The 17,259-nt window shown below is 34.3% G+C and carries 19 protein-coding genes; 7 read left to right on the top strand and 12 right to left on the bottom strand.

The window, feature by feature from the left end; translation table 11 throughout:
- Nucleotides 1-20: 20 nt before the first annotated feature.
- The 6 genes from phnE (LACWKB10_RS02280) to LACWKB10_RS02305 all read right to left on the bottom strand — a co-directional run bounded on the left by phnE (LACWKB10_RS02280) (nt 21) and on the right by LACWKB10_RS02305 (nt 5,623).
- Nucleotides 21-833 carry a phosphonate ABC transporter, permease protein PhnE gene (gene phnE / locus LACWKB10_RS02280; RefSeq protein ID WP_034978244.1) on the bottom strand — a complete coding sequence of 271 codons (813 nt, stop codon included), beginning with the start codon at nt 831-833 and terminating at the stop codon, nt 21-23.
- Nucleotides 833-1,636 carry a phosphonate ABC transporter, permease protein PhnE gene (gene phnE / locus LACWKB10_RS02285; RefSeq protein WP_034978247.1) on the bottom strand — a complete coding sequence of 268 codons (804 nt, stop codon included), beginning with the start codon at nt 1,634-1,636 and terminating at the stop codon, nt 833-835. Before phnE (LACWKB10_RS02285) ends, phnE (LACWKB10_RS02280) begins: the two co-directional genes overlap by 1 nt.
- Nucleotides 1,629-2,402 carry a phosphonate ABC transporter ATP-binding protein gene (gene phnC / locus LACWKB10_RS02290; protein WP_034978249.1) on the bottom strand — a complete coding sequence of 258 codons (774 nt, stop codon included), beginning with the start codon at nt 2,400-2,402 and terminating at the stop codon, nt 1,629-1,631. The genes phnE (LACWKB10_RS02285) and phnC overlap by 8 nt, the downstream gene beginning before the upstream one ends.
- Nucleotides 2,403-2,423: 21 nt before the next feature.
- Nucleotides 2,424-3,350, bottom strand: a complete 927-nt coding sequence (locus LACWKB10_RS02295; RefSeq protein ID WP_034978251.1) for a phosphate/phosphite/phosphonate ABC transporter substrate-binding protein — start codon at nt 3,348-3,350, stop codon at nt 2,424-2,426.
- Nucleotides 3,351-3,681: 331 nt separating this feature from the next.
- Nucleotides 3,682-4,614: a phosphate/phosphite/phosphonate ABC transporter substrate-binding protein gene (locus LACWKB10_RS02300; RefSeq protein WP_034978253.1), complete on the bottom strand. Its 933-nt coding sequence runs from the start codon at nt 4,612-4,614 to the stop codon at nt 3,682-3,684.
- A gap of 517 nt (nt 4,615-5,131) precedes the next feature.
- Entirely contained in the window at nt 5,132-5,623 is a 492-nt protein-coding gene (locus tag LACWKB10_RS02305; RefSeq protein ID WP_034978255.1) for a universal stress protein, read from the bottom strand.
- 141 nt (nt 5,624-5,764) lie between these two features.
- On the opposite strand from LACWKB10_RS02305, the gene LACWKB10_RS02310 reads away from it, so the two are divergent.
- Nucleotides 5,765-6,565, top strand: coding sequence for a tyrosine-protein phosphatase (locus LACWKB10_RS02310; RefSeq protein WP_034978257.1), 801 nt, complete (start codon nt 5,765-5,767; stop codon nt 6,563-6,565).
- Nucleotides 6,566-6,588: 23 nt separating this feature from the next.
- Nucleotides 6,589-7,065: a nucleoside 2-deoxyribosyltransferase gene (locus LACWKB10_RS02315; RefSeq protein ID WP_034978259.1), complete on the top strand. Its 477-nt coding sequence runs from the start codon at nt 6,589-6,591 to the stop codon at nt 7,063-7,065.
- Nucleotides 7,066-7,439: 374 nt separating this feature from the next.
- On the opposite strand, the gene LACWKB10_RS09955 is transcribed toward LACWKB10_RS02315, so the two are convergent.
- Both LACWKB10_RS09955 and LACWKB10_RS02320 read right to left on the bottom strand, forming a co-directional pair.
- The gene (locus LACWKB10_RS09955) at nt 7,440-7,532 is read right to left on the bottom strand and encodes a putative holin-like toxin (protein WP_081945322.1); all 93 of its coding nucleotides are present in this window, start codon (nt 7,530-7,532) and stop codon (nt 7,440-7,442) included.
- Nucleotides 7,533-7,943: 411 nt separating this feature from the next.
- Nucleotides 7,944-8,609 carry a type 1 glutamine amidotransferase gene (locus LACWKB10_RS02320; protein WP_034978261.1) on the bottom strand — a complete coding sequence of 222 codons (666 nt, stop codon included), beginning with the start codon at nt 8,607-8,609 and terminating at the stop codon, nt 7,944-7,946.
- 172 nt (nt 8,610-8,781) lie between these two features.
- Here LACWKB10_RS02320 and LACWKB10_RS02325 point away from each other — a divergent pair, with 172 nt between their 5' ends.
- Nucleotides 8,782-9,120 carry a hypothetical protein gene (locus LACWKB10_RS02325; RefSeq protein ID WP_034978264.1) on the top strand — a complete coding sequence of 113 codons (339 nt, stop codon included), beginning with the start codon at nt 8,782-8,784 and terminating at the stop codon, nt 9,118-9,120.
- A gap of 46 nt (nt 9,121-9,166) precedes the next feature.
- Here the strand turns inward: LACWKB10_RS02325 and LACWKB10_RS02330 are convergent, their stop codons facing one another.
- Nucleotides 9,167-9,529: a hypothetical protein gene (locus tag LACWKB10_RS02330; RefSeq protein WP_034978268.1), complete on the bottom strand. Its 363-nt coding sequence runs from the start codon at nt 9,527-9,529 to the stop codon at nt 9,167-9,169.
- A 1,158-nt stretch (nt 9,530-10,687) separates the two neighbouring features.
- On the opposite strand from LACWKB10_RS02330, the gene LACWKB10_RS02335 reads away from it, so the two are divergent.
- Together LACWKB10_RS02335 and LACWKB10_RS02340 are read left to right on the top strand one after the other, a co-directional pair.
- Nucleotides 10,688-12,721 (top strand): hypothetical protein, encoded by a 2,034-nt coding sequence (locus LACWKB10_RS02335; RefSeq protein WP_034978271.1) that lies wholly within the window; start codon nt 10,688-10,690, stop codon nt 12,719-12,721.
- Nucleotides 12,722-12,731: 10 nt separating this feature from the next.
- Nucleotides 12,732-13,385 carry a putative bacteriocin export ABC transporter gene (locus LACWKB10_RS02340; protein WP_034978274.1) on the top strand — a complete coding sequence of 218 codons (654 nt, stop codon included), beginning with the start codon at nt 12,732-12,734 and terminating at the stop codon, nt 13,383-13,385.
- Between the two features lie 251 nt (nt 13,386-13,636).
- Here LACWKB10_RS02340 and LACWKB10_RS02345 read toward each other — a convergent pair whose 3' ends face one another.
- Both LACWKB10_RS02345 and LACWKB10_RS02350 read right to left on the bottom strand, forming a co-directional pair.
- Nucleotides 13,637-13,891 (bottom strand): hypothetical protein, encoded by a 255-nt coding sequence (locus LACWKB10_RS02345; RefSeq protein WP_034978277.1) that lies wholly within the window; start codon nt 13,889-13,891, stop codon nt 13,637-13,639.
- 27 nt (nt 13,892-13,918) lie between these two features.
- Nucleotides 13,919-14,182, bottom strand: coding sequence for a hypothetical protein (locus LACWKB10_RS02350; protein WP_034978280.1), 264 nt, complete (start codon nt 14,180-14,182; stop codon nt 13,919-13,921).
- Between the two features lie 202 nt (nt 14,183-14,384).
- Between LACWKB10_RS02350 and LACWKB10_RS02355 the strand changes: the two genes are divergently transcribed.
- Together LACWKB10_RS02355 and LACWKB10_RS02360 are read left to right on the top strand one after the other, a co-directional pair.
- The gene (locus tag LACWKB10_RS02355) at nt 14,385-15,212 is read left to right on the top strand and encodes a helix-turn-helix domain-containing protein (RefSeq protein ID WP_034978282.1); all 828 of its coding nucleotides are present in this window, start codon (nt 14,385-14,387) and stop codon (nt 15,210-15,212) included.
- Nucleotides 15,213-15,339: 127 nt separating this feature from the next.
- Entirely contained in the window at nt 15,340-15,651 is a 312-nt protein-coding gene (locus tag LACWKB10_RS02360; protein WP_034978285.1) for a MazG-like family protein, read from the top strand.
- Nucleotides 15,652-16,022: 371 nt separating this feature from the next.
- On the opposite strand, the gene LACWKB10_RS02365 is transcribed toward LACWKB10_RS02360, so the two are convergent.
- Complete coding sequence (locus LACWKB10_RS02365) at nt 16,023-17,132, bottom strand: SLAP domain-containing protein (RefSeq protein WP_034978288.1); 1,110 nt, start codon at nt 17,130-17,132, stop codon at nt 16,023-16,025.
- Nucleotides 17,133-17,259: the final 127 nt, after the last annotated feature.

Genomic DNA, 17,259 nt, shown 5'->3' on the forward strand with positions numbered 1-17,259 from the left:
ATATTCAGATATTTTCGTTTTTAGACTAATTTTTTACGGATCCAGCCTGAAATCCAGTCAATGATCACAACCATAATGATGATACCCAGTAAAATGATACCAACTCGGTTCCATTGACGGTATTGCAGTGCAATGATTAACGGGTAGCCGATACCACCGGCTCCAACTAAACCTAAGATAGAAGCAGACCGAATCGAAACATCAAACCGATATAACGTGTTTGAAATTAAAGCCGGCATTAAGTTAGGCAAAGTAGAAAACATAATAATATTTGTCTTTGAACCACCGACAGCAGTAACTGCTTCGTTAGGACCATCATCCAGATTTTCAATTGCTTCAGAAAAGAGCTTGGCGAGCATCCCCACTGAGTGAAAGCCTAGTGCCAAAACACCGGCAGCAGAACCTGGTCCGACAGCTTTAATAAACATTAAGGCTAAAACAATTTCTGGAAATGATCTGATTATTGCCAGCACAATCTTGCCTGACCGTGAGACATACCAGTGCTTGTGCTTAGTATTTGCGGCCCAAAAAGCAAAGGGCAGTGAAATAATGGCAGAAATGAATGTTCCTAAAAAGGCAATGCAGACAGTTTCCCATAATTGCGACAGCAGGTCTTCACCTGAGCCGTTATAGACATAAGACCAATCAGGATGAAAAATGCCAGAAAAGATCGCACCGGCAATTTGTCCGGCTGTTTCTTTGATTCCACCAAAATCGATTCCTGTGCATGACCAAATAATTAAGACTGCTGTAACAATTGCTATGAGCCAGTGCAAAACACGTTTTTTGACATCTATGGGCCTAGGAGGCAATTTTTTCATACTTGTATCCATTATTGCATCAACGCCTCCCGTGATTTAGATGAAACATAATCAATCAGTACCACTACTATAATGATCACGATAATAATTGTACCTGTCTTAGGATAATCAAAGATTTGCAGTGTCTGTTGCAGATACAAACCAATACCACCGGCACCGATATAACCTAAAACAGTTGAAGCACGCACGTTAATTTCAAATGCATACAAACAATAGGAAATAAAATAGGTAATAACCTGAGGCAAAACCGCAAAGACAATGATTTGCAGCTTATTAGCACCAACAGCCGTTAGGGCTTCAATTGGACCCGGATCAATAGTTTCAATTGCTTCATAAAACAGTTTGACCACAATCCCGAACGTACAGATAGCCAAGGCTAAAACACCGGCTACTGGCCCTATACCGACAATAGCTACGAAGATAGCACCTAAAAGCAAGTCAGGAACTGTTCTAATGATATTCATAATAATCCGCAATATCCCAGTAAGTGCTTTATTTTTCACAATATTGCGGGCAATAAGCAAAGAGTAAACAAAAGCAATTACAGAACCGATTGCTGTACCCAAGATAGCCATCTTAATAGTTTCCAGCAAAAGTGGCACTACTGTACCCAGATAAGACCAGTCAGGATGCAGCATTTGCAAGAAAATGTCGGCAAATTGCCCAAAGTTGGCAAACAAGGCACCTAAGTCAGTTTTGGTTTCATTAGTAGAAATGAATAATCCAGCAATAAAAAGCAGTACCCAAAGCAAATTTAAGATTTTAAATTTTTTCTTAGGCAAAGCCTTCAGCTTTTCTTGTTCTGAGCTACTCATCTTCATCACCACCGGAATAGATCTGATCAAACGTTGCTGCTGGAGTATCAGACATTTTGCCGTCATAGATAATTTCACCATTACGAACTCCAATAACCCGCTTGCCGAATTCCTGTGCCAGTTGCACGCTGTGCAGGTTAATGACAACAGTCATGCCATGCTTTTCATTAAGCATCTGCAAGTCTTTCATCACCCGACGTGAAGTCTGCGGGTCAAGTGAAGCTGTTGGCTCATCCGCCAGAATAATATCCGGGTTTTGAGTCAAGACACGCGCAATAGCTACCCGTTGCTGCTGTCCACCGGACAATTCATCAGCCCGAGAGTAAACTTTGTCTTCAAGATCAACTTGTTGCAAAGCATCATAGGCTCGTTGTTTATCTTCTTTAGTAAAAAGGTTTAGAGTGGATTTCCAAGTTGGATAATATCCCACTCTGCCAGTTAAAACGTTACGCATCACACTTGAGCGCTTTACCAAGTTAAAACTTTGGAAAATCATCCCAATATGACGACGCAAGGTTCTTAACTTTTTACCTTTGGCCTTAGTAATAGATTCACCATTAATTAAAATATCACCCTCGGTAATATCAATTAAACGGTTAATCGACCGTAAAAGCGTTGATTTGCCGGCGCCAGATAGACCAACAATAACGACAAATTCACCTTTATTGATAGTTAAATTGACGTCTTTTAAACCAACAACATCTTTGCCATAAACTTTTTTAACGTTTTTTAATTCGATTATTGGCTTAACTGCAGAATCTGCCATTATATACTTCCTTTGTATTCCCTATTTTTTGGTCGATTCAATAACTTTTTCATATTTACGCACAACGTTAAAGTCACTGTCTTTAGTGTGAACGTATCCTTCATGGGTGTAAATACTCTCTATGACTTTTTTACCCTTCTTAGACTTGCCAATATCGATAAATGCCTTGGCCAGCTTCTTTCTGAATGAATCAGACATGCTGGGAACAACGGAAATTGTATCGTTTGGAATAGGCTTAGTAAAGTAGATTGGTACTACTTGACTCATGATTTTAGGATTGTCGTCTTTCACAATTGTCCGCGCATCTTCAAATACAAATGCGGCATCTGTGTCACCATTGAGGACATTCAAAACAGCTTGATCCTGACCAGTCACAGTGACTAATTTGCAACTCTTGCGTACATCAAGACCCTTTTCCTTTAATTCAGCAATCGGGAAAACGTAGCCGGCTGAAGATGTTGGGCTTTGAATAGAAATTGACTTGCCTTTTAAATCTTTCCAACTCTTAATTTTAGAATTTTTCTTAGCTACAATCTCAGCACGATAGAAGTTAACCAGTTCCTTTGTTGGACGTCCGTTTGGTTGTTTAACTCCATATCTTTGTGCTTGAAGCAATACATCTGCTGCTCCTTGCTTATGAGCTAAAATGTAACCATTTGGCGGTAAGAAACCTACATCAACTTTTTTGGACTTCATTGCTTCTACCACGGTGTTATAGTCGGTAGACATTGAAACGTGAACTGGAATACCTAAACGGTCTGACAGCATCTTTTCCAGTGGCTTTGCACGAGACTCCAACTTAGTGGCTGCCTGACTTGGAACGAATTGGACGTTCAATGATTTGGGCGTGCCGCTATCCTTGCTCTTTTCCTTATTTGAGCAGGCAGTTGCCATTAATGCCACTAAAAAAACAGCAGCACAAGCTAATATTTTTCTAAATTTTTTCATCATGCCCTCCCAGACATAAAAAAAGACTTTAGCTAAAAACACAAATGTGAATTAAACTAAGTCTTTCAATAACACTTTTACTAAAAAAGCGAACAATACCTTTTTGAAAGGAACGAAAAGGCTTTTTTGCAAAAACTTCAATGAACGCTAGGCGCCGTTGATATTTTTGCATTACCTTCACTCTCCTTTCGACATACTGTATTTATTCTATCAAATAATAGCAGAAATGTTTTATTTAGAAAAGAGAATTGACTATAAATCTTATTTTGTTTAAGAAAGTTTATTTAATTCCTATTATGCAGCTTTTTTAGATTTTTGAAATATCAGCAAACTATTTCTTAGTAGAAGCAATTACTTTATTGTATTGACGAATAATGTCGTAGTCGCTGTCTTTTGCGTAAGTATAACCTTCTTGGTTATAAACATTTTCAATAATCTTCTTACCTTCTTTAGACTTGCCGATAGCAATAAATGCTTTAGCCAGCTTCTTTTTAAAGGATTTTGGCAAACTTGGGATAACTGAAATAGTATCGTTAGGAATACGCTTGGTGAAGTAGATTGGTACTACCTTGCTCATAATCTTCGGATCATCATTCTTAACATTATTACGTGCGTCTTCAAATACGAAAGCAGCATCAGTATCACCGTTTAAAACGTTTAAGACACCTTGATCGGCACCCTTAACAGATACAGTCTTGCAACTCTTGGTTACATCTAATCCCTTTTGCTTTAATTCAGCAACTGGGAATACATAGCCAGAGTCGGAAGTGATATCCTGAACCGAAATTGACTTACCTTTTAAGTCCTTCCAGCTCTTAATTTTTGAACCCTTCTTAACCAGGATTTCGCCTCGATATGAGTTAACTAATTTTTTGGTTAGAACGCCATTTGGTTGTTTAATGCCATAACGAACTGATTGTAAAAGCAGGTCAGCTGCTTTTTGCTTGTGAGCCATAATGTATGCGTCTGAAGGCAAAAAACCGACATCAACTTTCTTTGACTTCATAGCTTCAACTAAGCCATTGTAGTCAGTTGACATTGAAACATGTACTGGAATACCAAGGCGTTTGGACAATAGTTTTTCCATCGGTTTAGCCCTTGCTTCCAACTTATTGGCAGCTACACTTGGTACGAACTGAACGTTGAGTGATTTTGGCGTATTACTACTTGAACTAGACTTCTTACTTGAATTGGAACATGCTGTAGCACCAACTGTTAATAACAGTACGAAACATGCTATCAGAAACTTTTTGATTTTGGTCATTTGTTTTTTACACTCCTAATAAATACATTTACCATAACTTCATTTTGCTTAAGCATAAACATTGTTGTCACTTTCATGGCAATACATTCATGTAAATATCCAAATAAAATCGATCTGAATTAACTTCTGCTTCTATTTTCCATTAACATCCTCCCGAAATTAAGCAAATAAAAAAGGCAAAATATGCCTACTGCATATCATGCCTAAGTAGTTATTCTGAAAGAAAAACGAACGGTTAACGAAGATAATTGTAAAGTATTTAAATAGGAAAATAAATTATAGGTTTTCCCTGTTACTTTCATTGCCCTCAACCTTCCAAACAGTATAATTACGTTCATTTCATACAGATAATACCATAAATATTCGCAATCACGCAAGGAAATATCGGATTTTATTTCGTTATTGTATTATGAAACTGAACTTTCCGAACATCAATAGCATGATACTTTTTAAGGTTCCTTATTTTGCATAAAAAAGACACACGAATTATTTATCGTATGTCTTTCATTTTAGAACTCTATTTATTTTTACGTTCTGGCTTAATTGGATTATTGTCAATATCCGTTCTGACAATTAGGACATCAGCCAAAGCATGTTGATTAACGTATTCTGTAACAGAACCCATCAACATTCTTTCAACTGCATTTAAACCAGTTGCACCCATAATAATCAAATCATTATGATGGTCTTTAATAAAGTCATAGGAAATAATTGCTTTCGGGCTGCCATAACGAATGTGGTAATCAATATCATCAAAACCCAAATTGTCATGAGCCCATTCCTTTAAACTCTTAAGATATTTTTCTGAATCTTGCGTCATCTGATAAACGGTATCGCCTGTAATCAGCGTATCTTGCATCTCACCTAAAAACTGTCTGGTATCAATTACGCTTAAAACATCAATGTGAGCATTTTCCGTCATTGCAATTTTAACTGCTTTATCAAAGGATCTTTCTGCCGACTCTGACCCGTCGACTGGAACTAAAATACTAGCTTTTTTCGTTTCCATGTTCTCACCCTTTTGAAATATATTGTTCTTTTGTTTATTTTACCATAATTTCGATATACTCTTGGCTTTTTTTATAATTGTTTATATACTTGTTTATTGCTAAAATTAGGTGTAATTGTCAAACGTAAAGGTGGAGGTATCATGACCCAAAAACTAAAAAATCAATTAATTGGCGTAAAAAGTGGCCGTAATTTTCGTGAGCTTGGTGGCTATCAAACTAGCAGCGGCAAAACCGTCAAAATGCACAAATTGCTTAGAACCGCTAATTTGGCAACGCTTGATAAGACAGATCTGAAGTTTTTACAAGATTATGGCGTAAAATACGTTGTTGACTTTAGGAGCAAGGACGAAGTTGACCGAGAACCTGATCGTGTACCTGAAGGTGCTGTTTACAACTTCGATCCGGTATTTAGCGAAGATTTGACTGAATCTTCAAAGGGAATTGATGAGATTCTCAGCGAAAAGCATCAGGATCCTAAAGCTGGATTTGATCATATGTTTTTAGCCTATGATGACATGATTAAAAGTGAGTCTGCCCAAAGAGCCTACCGCCACTTTTTTGACGTGTTGCTGGCTAATGATCAGGAAAATCAAAGTGTAATTTTTCATTGTACTGCTGGCAAAGATCGGACTGGTTTTGCGGCATTATTAATTTTATCGGTTCTTGGCGTACCATTTGAAACAATCAAAAAAGATTATCTTTTAACAAACGTTGCCACCAAAGACTTTGTTCATAATTTTTTACAAAAAGCTAAAGATGAAGGAGCAAATGACGCAACCCTAAACATCTTAAAAGACTTGCAAACTGTACATTCTGAATACATTGACTTTGTACTTACAACTATAAATAAAAATTATGGTAGCGTTGAAAACTACTTACGTGATATTATGAGATTAACTGATGATGAAATCAGTAAGTTGCGTGAAATTTATTTAAATTAGGTTTAATGGTAAGGAGAAATTTTATGACTAAAACAAAAACTGTTTATTTTGGTGCAGGTTGGTTTAATGATAAGCAAAACGATGCTTACAAAAAGGCAATGAAAGCTTTAGAAGAAAACCCAACCATTGACCTTGGAAACAGTTATGTTCCTTTGGATCATCAATATAAAAACATCAGCGTTGAGGAGCATCCCGAATATCTGCGTGATCGTGAATGGGAAACTGCAACTTACCGTGGCGATTTAACCGGTATTAAAGCCAGTGATGTTATGATCGGGGTATATCTACCTGATGAAGAAGACGTAGGTCTTGGTATGGAACTAGGCTATGCTTTATCACAAGGAAAATACATTGTGTTGGTCATCCCTGATGAAGACTACGGCAAACCAATTAATCTAATGAGTTGGGGCGTTTGCGACATTGCCCTTAAAGTGAGTGAATTAAAAGATTTTGATTTTAATAAGCCTCGCTTTGGCTTTTATGATGGTGCTGTTTATTAAAAATACCATTTTCTTGAAGTAAAACTAAATAAGACGAATAAAAACCGTTTCTAGCGAAACGGTTTTGTGTGAGCAAGATATGATTGTTCAAGGCATTTTAGCTTAGTGCATAAAATTAACTGCATATTATTAAATTAGCTCTATCTTTGCAATTTAAAATACCTTGTAGTTCTTTTACGCTATGAATTCTGCTCTAATACTTAATTGCACCATAAAGGTATCCATGCTAAAATACATATGTAAGAAAAAGGAAGACTTACGCCATAAGTCTTCCTCACGTAGAGCCGCCACAAAGGACGGTAACTGCGCTTATAGTTATAATTTTTTAAATTTATAAACCGCCCAGCTAGTATCTAGGACGGTTTTTGATTTGCTCATTTATCATGATGCTTGTCAATAAACATTAACAAGGTCAAGATAAACATGCCAAAGTTAAGCATTAAACTTAACGCTTCGGCAGTGCTCATCAACTGCTGCTCCTTTCTTTTGGGAGACTGAAGTATGAATAAAAATTGTTCATAGGCCTCACTTCCTTCATGAAAGCGGCAGCTACCGTCCTTTTAACTTTTCTACGCTAATTAAATTATAACAAACCAATCTCAAATATTAACCGGATTTTAGGAAAATTACCTATAATCATATACACCAAGCCATTAAAATGGCTTGGTTTTTATTTTGAAGGTTATTTCAGTAGTTACAATACCTATATTAATGTACGCCCCAAATGCTAATCATGCCTCTGCCATGGTATCTGCCGTTTATAATTTTGAAGTAAGGTCTGCCCCAGCAGATAGTTCGTTTCTCGTAGTATAGCAATTAAAGTTATGGGAACAAATAAAGCGACACTCTTTAAAACAAATTTTCTATATCTAAATTATTTATTCTGTCAAATAATCTAAAATGCGAAACATTGCCCTTTTATTTTCCTTAGGAACAGGATGCTGAATAATTTGTTTAGCTGTTTGTTTAAACACAGAACCAGATAGATATTGCGCGTCGTTGACCACAATTTCTTTGATATTATCTGTTTCTGGTTCTAAGTGAAACTGCAAACCAACGGCTTGTTTACCCAAGACAAAACCCTGATTTTGTAAATTATCATTGGCAAATAAGACCTCAGCTTCTTCTGGTATTTCAAACATCTCTTCATGCCAATGTAATACTTCTAAACTTTCAGGCAAACCGCTAATTAATTTGGACTGCAACTTGACCGGACTCCAGCCCACTTCTTTAACGGGGGCCTTTTTAACCAAATAGCCTAAAGTTTTAACAATTTGTTGTGCGCCAAAGCATACTCCTAAAACAGGCTTTTTTTCTTGAAGTAGTTGCTTAATTAGCTGGCGCTCCTGCTTAATCCATGGCAGATCATCATTTGGACTCATAGGACCGCCTAAAATAACTAGTAAATCTGTTGTGGCAGCAGCAGGCAAAATACCGAATTGGTAGGGATGATATACATAAAAGTCATGATGATGCAGATCAGACCATTCCTGAATTGAACCAGGGCCTTCGTTTGGCGTGTGTTGTAATACATTAATTCTCATTATTTTGCTCCTTTTAAAATAATTTAGCATCATAATGTTTTTAATAAAATATTATAATAATGTTTTAATATTATTATAATTTAATGATAAAATAAAATTTAAGTCTATACAGTAAAAAGATTAATTTTTTTATTGCGTAGCCTTATTAAATTTAATTTGAAAGGTTCAAATGATGCTGAAGTATAAACTTAATCCGAAAATCGCCTTATTCTTAATGGGCATTTTACAATTTTTAATTGGTATTCTTTTTATTTATTATCACAAAGATAAGATAGCTATATATACTTACTTTTTCTTTGGTTTAATATTAGTGCTAGGCACTATTTTCATTAAAACCACCCACCCTGTAAAAATTATTCAAAAAGCTAATCTGGATGGCGGAGAAAAGTTTTGCAAATACTTAATTTTAGCAGCTTTGGCATTTTCGCTTCTAGTATTAATTTTTGATAGGAATAATCTAACTTCGTATATTCCACAGATTGATGCATACTTATTTTTTATCCTATTTTAACCTATTGGTTCCAGGAAAAGTAGTAAATAAAAAGTACTGCAACAGCTCAATCAAAACATGCGATACTTTTTAATTTCCAATTCCAAAACGAATTGGATTTTTTTTGCATATAAATCCCAACAGCTTTATTTTTGATACTTACAACATAATAGCCCCGTTCTTTAGTTCCACCTTGAAACTCGCTAATTTTCTGGCAGCGATCACTTGTTTTAAGAGAATGTAAAAATTTCGCTGTTTTTCTATTAGTTGCTACTTGGTTAATTTCTCGTGTATCGTGATTCCTTATTATGTGATTAACCTGGTACTGTGCTACGTCAGGTACATAGTCATTTGATGACCAATAGTAAAATAAAAAAAGACCAACGGCAACAATGCACGCGAATATAACAAATTTTACTTTTCTAGTCATAGGCGATCCCTCACTGATAAAATTAACTATATAATAACTCAATATATTTAAAAAGTGTTACAGTTTTAATATTTTAGTAGTAACTAGGTCTGATCCCAGTAGATTATAACTTCTCGAACTTATTACATAGCAAGTTGATAAGGATTGAATGATGCCTTTGCCTGATAATGCTCTCTCTTCTGATGTGATTTTTATAATTTTAGATTACTACGGTTTTCAGTTAGTCTTTTTCCAAAAAACAAAAGCAGGATAACTATTTTATTAAACTCTTATAAATTTATGGATAACATTATCGTACTTTCTGCAAGTTTAAATAAAAAAGTTAAAAATGAAAAAGCTTCAGTTCTACTATTACAATTGGAAGGAGTTTAAAATTTTTTTAGATTCCTTACCAGATAAAGATGTTGCCAAAAAGATACACATCGCAGTAATTAATTAATATAAACTTTCATGATCACATAACACTAGATTATAAAAGTAAGAGGGGTTGAGGATAATGTTTCCACCATTTGTAACACCATACTGAAAATTCTGTAATTTGTGCTAATTATACTGGTAGTTATTAGCGCAATATTATGTCAAAAGACACGAAAAAGAAGTCTTTAACAGACTTTGAACTCATCTTAAAAGCTTTGATATGTGTTTAACCTTTGGTATTATACTTGTCTTTAGGTTCCGGTACTCTGGTACATAATTTTTACGCTTAAAGCTAACTTTTCAATTTATATTCAAAGAATAGTAGATGTATGGTCAATAATTGCACTATGGGTTTCTGGACATTAATTATGCTTTTGGCAACATACTATGACCTAAAGCTGCGCAAAAAATATGGTGCTGATCCGCAAAATTTAAAATACTTCCTGTATTAAATTATTCTCTACTGGGAGTATTTTTAGTTACAAAAATCATAGTTCATATTATTAATTCAAACTGACTAAATAGCAGAGCTATTCGTTTAAATAACTAGCGACTTAAATAAATACCTACAAAATTATTTTCAACAATCTTTCCAACGTCAAAAGCAAAGCACAGTTGAAAGAACATGATATCTTGTTTAGACTCATAGTAGCGGTTTAGTTAAAATTACATATATATGATAAAAGATACAGAATACCAATTCGATTTTGACAGAGCTATTTTCGGATAAGAGGTTTAAAGGTGCTACGAAAAATAAAAGTCTTGCTTTACTTGCTAGTTACAATTGCTACTATCGCCCTGTTCACTAACATTTTTCATTCCTATGATGACAGTTCTTTACCTGATAATCCCACCATTGTGGAAATTCATGGTTCAAAAAAACTTAATAATTCGCAAATTAGGAAATGGCAAAAAACTGATAGTAAAGAATGGAACAAAAAATATAATAAAAAAAGGTTTTTTGTCATATTACAAAAGTTTGCTCATTCTAAGAATATTTCTTTAGTTAAGCTAAGAATTAATAATTTTAATGGCCATAAAAGCAAAATAGTTTATAGTTTTGGCAATGATAATAAAGATTATTCGCTTTATAAAGATAAATCTGTTAAAAAATTATCAAATAAAAAGCTACAGTTAGAAGATCTTTATGGAGTATATTGTACTAATGCCAAAAATGAAGCTTTGGGCGATTTGCTTTCATTACTCCATTCACACAGATTAAAAGCACGAACTGAAGATAACTCCCTATCATTTAATTATATTTTGCATTTACTTCTAACGGAATTAAGTAGTACCAATGTGGTCATATTTTTGGGTGTTATCAGCATTTTGTTCATTGTAATGGTGCTCGAAAAATTATATCGCTTCAAAGCTTATGGCATAATGAAAATTAACGGCTTAAATAACTGGCAGCTTTTTATGAACGACTTAAAAAGAGAAGTACCTTTATTAGTTACAACTCTCGGCTTAATTGTAATATTCATAGTCGTTTGGGGGTCTTATTCATTTACTGCTAAAGGTTGGACAACTTTTTTACCCTACCTGCTACTCGTATTATTGATTTTATTTTTAAGTTTCTTCTTCTTAAACGTCTTATCCTATCTAGTTCTGGTGTTATTAAAGCCTTATGCCGCAATCAAAGGCGAAGAACATTCAGGAGCGTTTTTATTAATTGGCTATCTTTTAAAAATAGTGCTGCTGGCCTTAATAATGCTTAATGCGATAGCTTTATATAAGAATTACCAGATTTATACAAGAGACACGAGTATCATCAAAAAGCTTTCCGCTAAAGAAAATGGCTATTCACTAGATCTTAGTTGGCATATTTCGGACAAGGCTGAAGATATGAAAGTAGCGCGAAAGGTTCATAAATTGGTGGTAGAGTCTCCACAAGCAATTGTTTCAAAAAATTCACAGGTATTCAGACCAGCAATACGGGATGTTCAGCCTGAAAATGGCAATGTGATTACTGCCAATAAAAACTTCCTGGCAAAGAGTGGTCTCACTTCTAAACATATTAAAGTTTCTGAAAATAATGTCTTGCTCTTAATACCAAAGAATCGCTTAGATCAACTGGGAGAAGCTAAAAAGGAGCTGAAGACCTTTCTTAAGTTTCAAAATAAGTTACCTAACCGCTATCGCAAGCAAAAAAAGATACCAACGATTCAGGTCATTCCGATTGCAAGTGACCAAAAGGTCCTTAATTATACCGTTCGTGACGAGATACTATCGTCTATTTCATTTAATCCGCTAATTATCGTGGTGAATGATAAGCTGTTATCGGATGATTTCTATTTGTCAACCAACAGCCAAGGAATGATTCGCTTTCCCAATCTTAAAGCCATGCAACGATTAGTGCAGCGTTTAGGTTTAGCCTCCTATACTATTGGAATTACAAGCCAGCAGGCATTGCTTTCAGATTATGTCGCAAAAGCGAATAAAGAGCTGCTCCTGTTAACTATGACGACGATCATATCACTGCTGCAATTAATTTTTATTATCTTGTTTGTCAGTTCAACCTTCTTACAAAGCCAGAGACATAAAATGGCGGTTTATCAGGTATTTGGAAAATCTAACGCTAAACTAATCTGCGCGTTTTTAATTGTTAATTTGGGGTTCGATTTCTTAATGATTAACTTGGTTTTAGCTAAAAGAGGATATTTAAACTTAATGCCGCTTACTTTAGGTTACCTTTTAATAGAAGCAATTATGATTTTATTAACTTATATTCACGCACAGCACAATTTATTAATTACCCTTAATCACGGAAATTAGGAGCGAAAAATTGATTAAAGTAGAACATCTTACTAAAAAGTTTCAAGAAAAAGTTATCTTCGAAGATATTAATTGTACTTTAGAAACAGGTAAAACATATGCTATTGTGGGCAAAAGTGGTGCTGGTAAAACAACTTTTCTTAATATTTTAAGCGGACTTGAGCAACCTTCATCCGGAAAAGTAATTATTACTGACTTAACTGTTAATGGTAAAAATCGCAAAAAACTATTTCGCACGTTTTTTGGCTTTATTTTTCAAAATTTTGGGTTAATTGACACGGAGACCGTCAAGCAAAACCTGGAATTAGGCTTAGCTAATCAGAAATTAACTAGAGGGCAAAAAAGCGAACGAATGCATGCGGCTTTAAAGCAAGTGGGACTGGAAAAAATGCCGTTTAATCAAAAAGTATATACTCTCAGCGGAGGTGAGCAGCAACGGATAGCGCTAGCCCGCATACTTTTAAAAACCCCCAAAGTGATATTCGCGGATGAACCAACCGGTTCGCTAGATTCAGAAAATAGCCAAGTAGTGCTAAAAACCTTGTTAAATAATTTTGATCCCGCTGCCACAATTGTGATAGCAACTCATGATCCGAGTGTTTGGCAAGAATGTGATTACCTAATTAAAATTGAAGATAAAAAGATTAAAATAATTTCCAACTAATAACATCCGTAAAATTAAGATTAAACACAAAGAACTAACACACGATTCATTCGCATGTTAGTTCTTTTAATTTTATTGCAAATTCTAATTCAAACTATGACAATAATTTTCCGAGCCAATTGTTTTTAACTTGAAAAGCTCCAAGCTATCTATAGCTTGGAGTCAAAATATTAGCAAAAGTATTTTTAAAAAATCCCTAATCTATTTTTAATAAAAATTTTATCATATATCACTGTGCTTGCTTTTAATAACTAATCGTTCAAAGCAACTTTTCTGAATATAAAATATACTGCTGCTAGTGCACATACCTGAACTACTCCAAGAAGAATGCTGACACTGTTTAAAGCAGTGAAATTCTTAAATAGCAAGTAAGATACAACTGGGGGTATAACAATAATTGCAACCGCTACACCCGCAAAAATTTTGTTAAGAGCTTGCAGTTGCTCTCTTCCTGTATATTCCATTCCAGCAAATAATACAAGAAGTAAAACCATAATCCACAACATTTTTTTACCTCATAAATACTTTATCGTTTATTTTGTTGATCGACGATCTTTAAACATATAAAAGAAGCCTAACAGAATAAGCAAAACTATTAGAGAATAAAAAGACGGTATAATTTGGCCAAATTGAAAATTATGTATTACTAAGTCATAGGCTAATAAGGCAATGGAGGTTAATATCAACACCATTCCGCGATTAGTTCTAAGAAATTTGATTATTGGTTTATCTTCATAAATTTTACCCAAACACCAACATGAAATGATCAAAGCTGTAGTTGCTATAATTTCAGTCATGAATTATCCTCCTTTCCAAACAAATGTATAAAAGACATATTTTTACGTCGTTATATGTAAGATAACGACTTTTTAATCAGCGAAATAAACCAAATATAATTATTGATTTATTTCTAAACTAAGAATAACATTAAATCATTATTAATAATGTGCAAAATCAGCACATTGTTTTAAGAGTAATAAACTTAAAAAGAGTGCAACCATGAGTAATTTTGGCAAAACAATTCATAAACTTAGAACTACACGTAAAATGACCCAGCAAGAATTAGCACAGGATTTGTTTGACCGCAGCACAATTTCTAAAATTGAGAATGCTGAATTATCAACGACTTACGAAAATGAACTTAAATTAATAGAACGATTGGGTCTAAACCCTAATGAGTTTGAATATATTAGTAATGGTTATCATATCAGTACCAAAAATCAGCTATTGCATCGGTTTTTAAACCTTGACGGCAGCATTGATCAAGACGAAATAAAAAATTTGCTAGAGGATTGCCTTTGGGTCAAAAACGATAATGATATTAAACGTATTGCCATTATCCTTAAATCCCTATTATTAGTTGATAAACCAAAGGGATATACTCATGCACAAGAACTTGTTCAACCAATCTGGTTCGACTCCCTTAGTGATCTCCAAGTTTTCACAGTTACAGATATTACAATCCTTAATTCCATCTTATTTGCTTTTGATTATCGAACAGCAAACGAAATTATTGCCAAGATTATTGCAAATATAGACAATCATTATCCGTTTATGAAAACTCTGAAAACTAATACGCTAATTAATCAGGCAATAATACAAATGACGCATCACAAATTTAAGTTAGCTGTCACTACTTTAAATAGTTTAAAGCCTTTATTAAAGAGTCTAAGACAGTATGATAAATTGCTTGTTGTTAATGCTCGAATTGCAATTTGTCAAAAGCACAAATTAGAAGCACTAGAACAGATTAGTTTATTAGAAAAAATTGGTGCTGATAATTTAGCAAGGCATTTAAAACAGGAAATCGAAGAATTTTTTAAATAGCAATTATTTTTAATTAGAGTTATCAAAAATACACAATAAAAGTTCTATAACTTGACCAGATATTGATATTGCACCTATTTACAAACTAAATATAAAATAGAATAAAATCATTATTTAGGAGTCCAAATTGATCATAGACACTAAGAAACTGCAAAAAGCAGTCATGGAAAATAAGAAAAAACACGGTTTCACTACCACAGATATTGAGTTTGAATTATTGCGATTACATGGAGAAGCTAATGAGTTATTTGAAGCTTGGCGCAAGAATAATAAGGAAAATATCAATGAAGAATTAGCCGATGTAGGGATATTCTTACTAGGCATTGCAGAAATGCTTGGCAGTGATTTGGGTGAAGACATTGTTAATAAAATGAAAATAAACGAAAAAAGAATATACAAAAATGGCGTTAAACTTGGTCCTGCTGATACAGATAAATAGACCGATAGCTTTAGTTTAATAACAGCATGGTCAAGCTATCAGCTATTTATTCAATTCTTACAAAAGTTTAGGAATAGGCAGATATTTTTGACCTGCATAGGTTTTGTTATGCTTTTTATGACTTTAATGGAACTTATATATTAGCCTAAAAACTGTTTAGATCTTATTTCTCTGGAAGCTGGTCTGGTATTCTTACTATTTACCGAATGAAATACTCAAAAATAGCTATTTTGGAAAAATACAATCTTGACTTGATAAAGGTTCCGAAATTTTCTCAATTTCGGAACCTTTTTATGATACAAAAATGCACCCAATAGCTGACTTTTACTATTAGGTGCATTTTATTGTAAATTTAATTTCTAAAAAATTATTTATTTGACAGTTTTTTGCTTGGCGTTTTGCTGTGCTTCTTCAGCTGTATTGATAGGACTTAGTCTAACACCGGCAATAAATCTAACATCACTCGCTTTGACATAGCTATCACCAAAATCTACTTGATCACCGCCTCTTCCGTCTGGCTTATCAGTGGCATAAAACCTATGACCCTTCATATGGTAAAACAGGTCGGCTTTATTTTCGGCTGGCACCCAAATATAAATCAATTTATCTACCTTTATATTACCTCCCTGTTTCCTGATTCTTTGTCCATCATTATCTTGCTTGGTGCCATCGGCATTATAGACGTCTGTATCTTGATAAAATCTAATATAAGAATAATGCTCAAGGTCATAATAATGATGCGGAAGTTCTTTTTGAACTTTAACGTCCAGGCAATAGAGCCAATTATTCGTTCCTTTAATACGATAAATAGTAGGATTAGGGATAGCCGAATGACCAATTTCTTCTGCATATTTATCTTCTTCAGCACGGTCGACTACGAAGGTAGTACCTTTTTTAGCCTTTTTAACAGTTTTGACCCCATTATCGATCTTATAAATTGGTGCACCGCCGTCGCTTGTCACTGTTGCAATAGTTTCTTCAGTGTTTGAAGCAGTGATTTTGCCCAAGTTGCTGGCTCTCACATATTGCTTTGCGGGACCACCAATACGGTAATAGCGCAAACCATTCTTAAACTTAACGGTACCGCCATAGGTTGTAATGGAAGTTCCTTTTCTTATTAAACGATAGTCAGCCCTGCGTGAGCTGGTAGCATAAACATAGGAATTATGCTTAACTTCACGTTTAACACCGTCAATGTTATTAGCTTTGATATATTGCTTTTTCCCGCTAATTTTATAGTATGGGGCATAGGGCTTGAAATCTAGGATTAATGGCTTTTTATCAACTTCAATCCGGCGAAAAGCTGGATATTTAGCATCTACCTTTTGTCCATCTTCATCGTATGCTTGTGACGTATACATAACAGTTCTTATAGCACTGGGAATCTTTGCTTGAACAGTATGGGCTTGATGATTAAATGTCCAAATGGCTGTTAAGCCTAAAAAACCAGCTGCTAAATAATGAGTAATTTTTTTATTCATATGTTTTAACCTCTCTTCTCCAAAAAATGCTATCTTTATTTTTGATTGTCTAATTTCTGCAATCAAAACAAGGAATCATATAATTTTATTCTGTGCCTTTCTTGATAATTAATGAAGGTAAAAAATG

The sequence above is a fragment of the Lactobacillus sp. wkB10 genome, from assembly GCF_000760615.1.
Lineage (GTDB): Bacteria > Bacillota > Bacilli > Lactobacillales > Lactobacillaceae > Lactobacillus > Lactobacillus huangpiensis.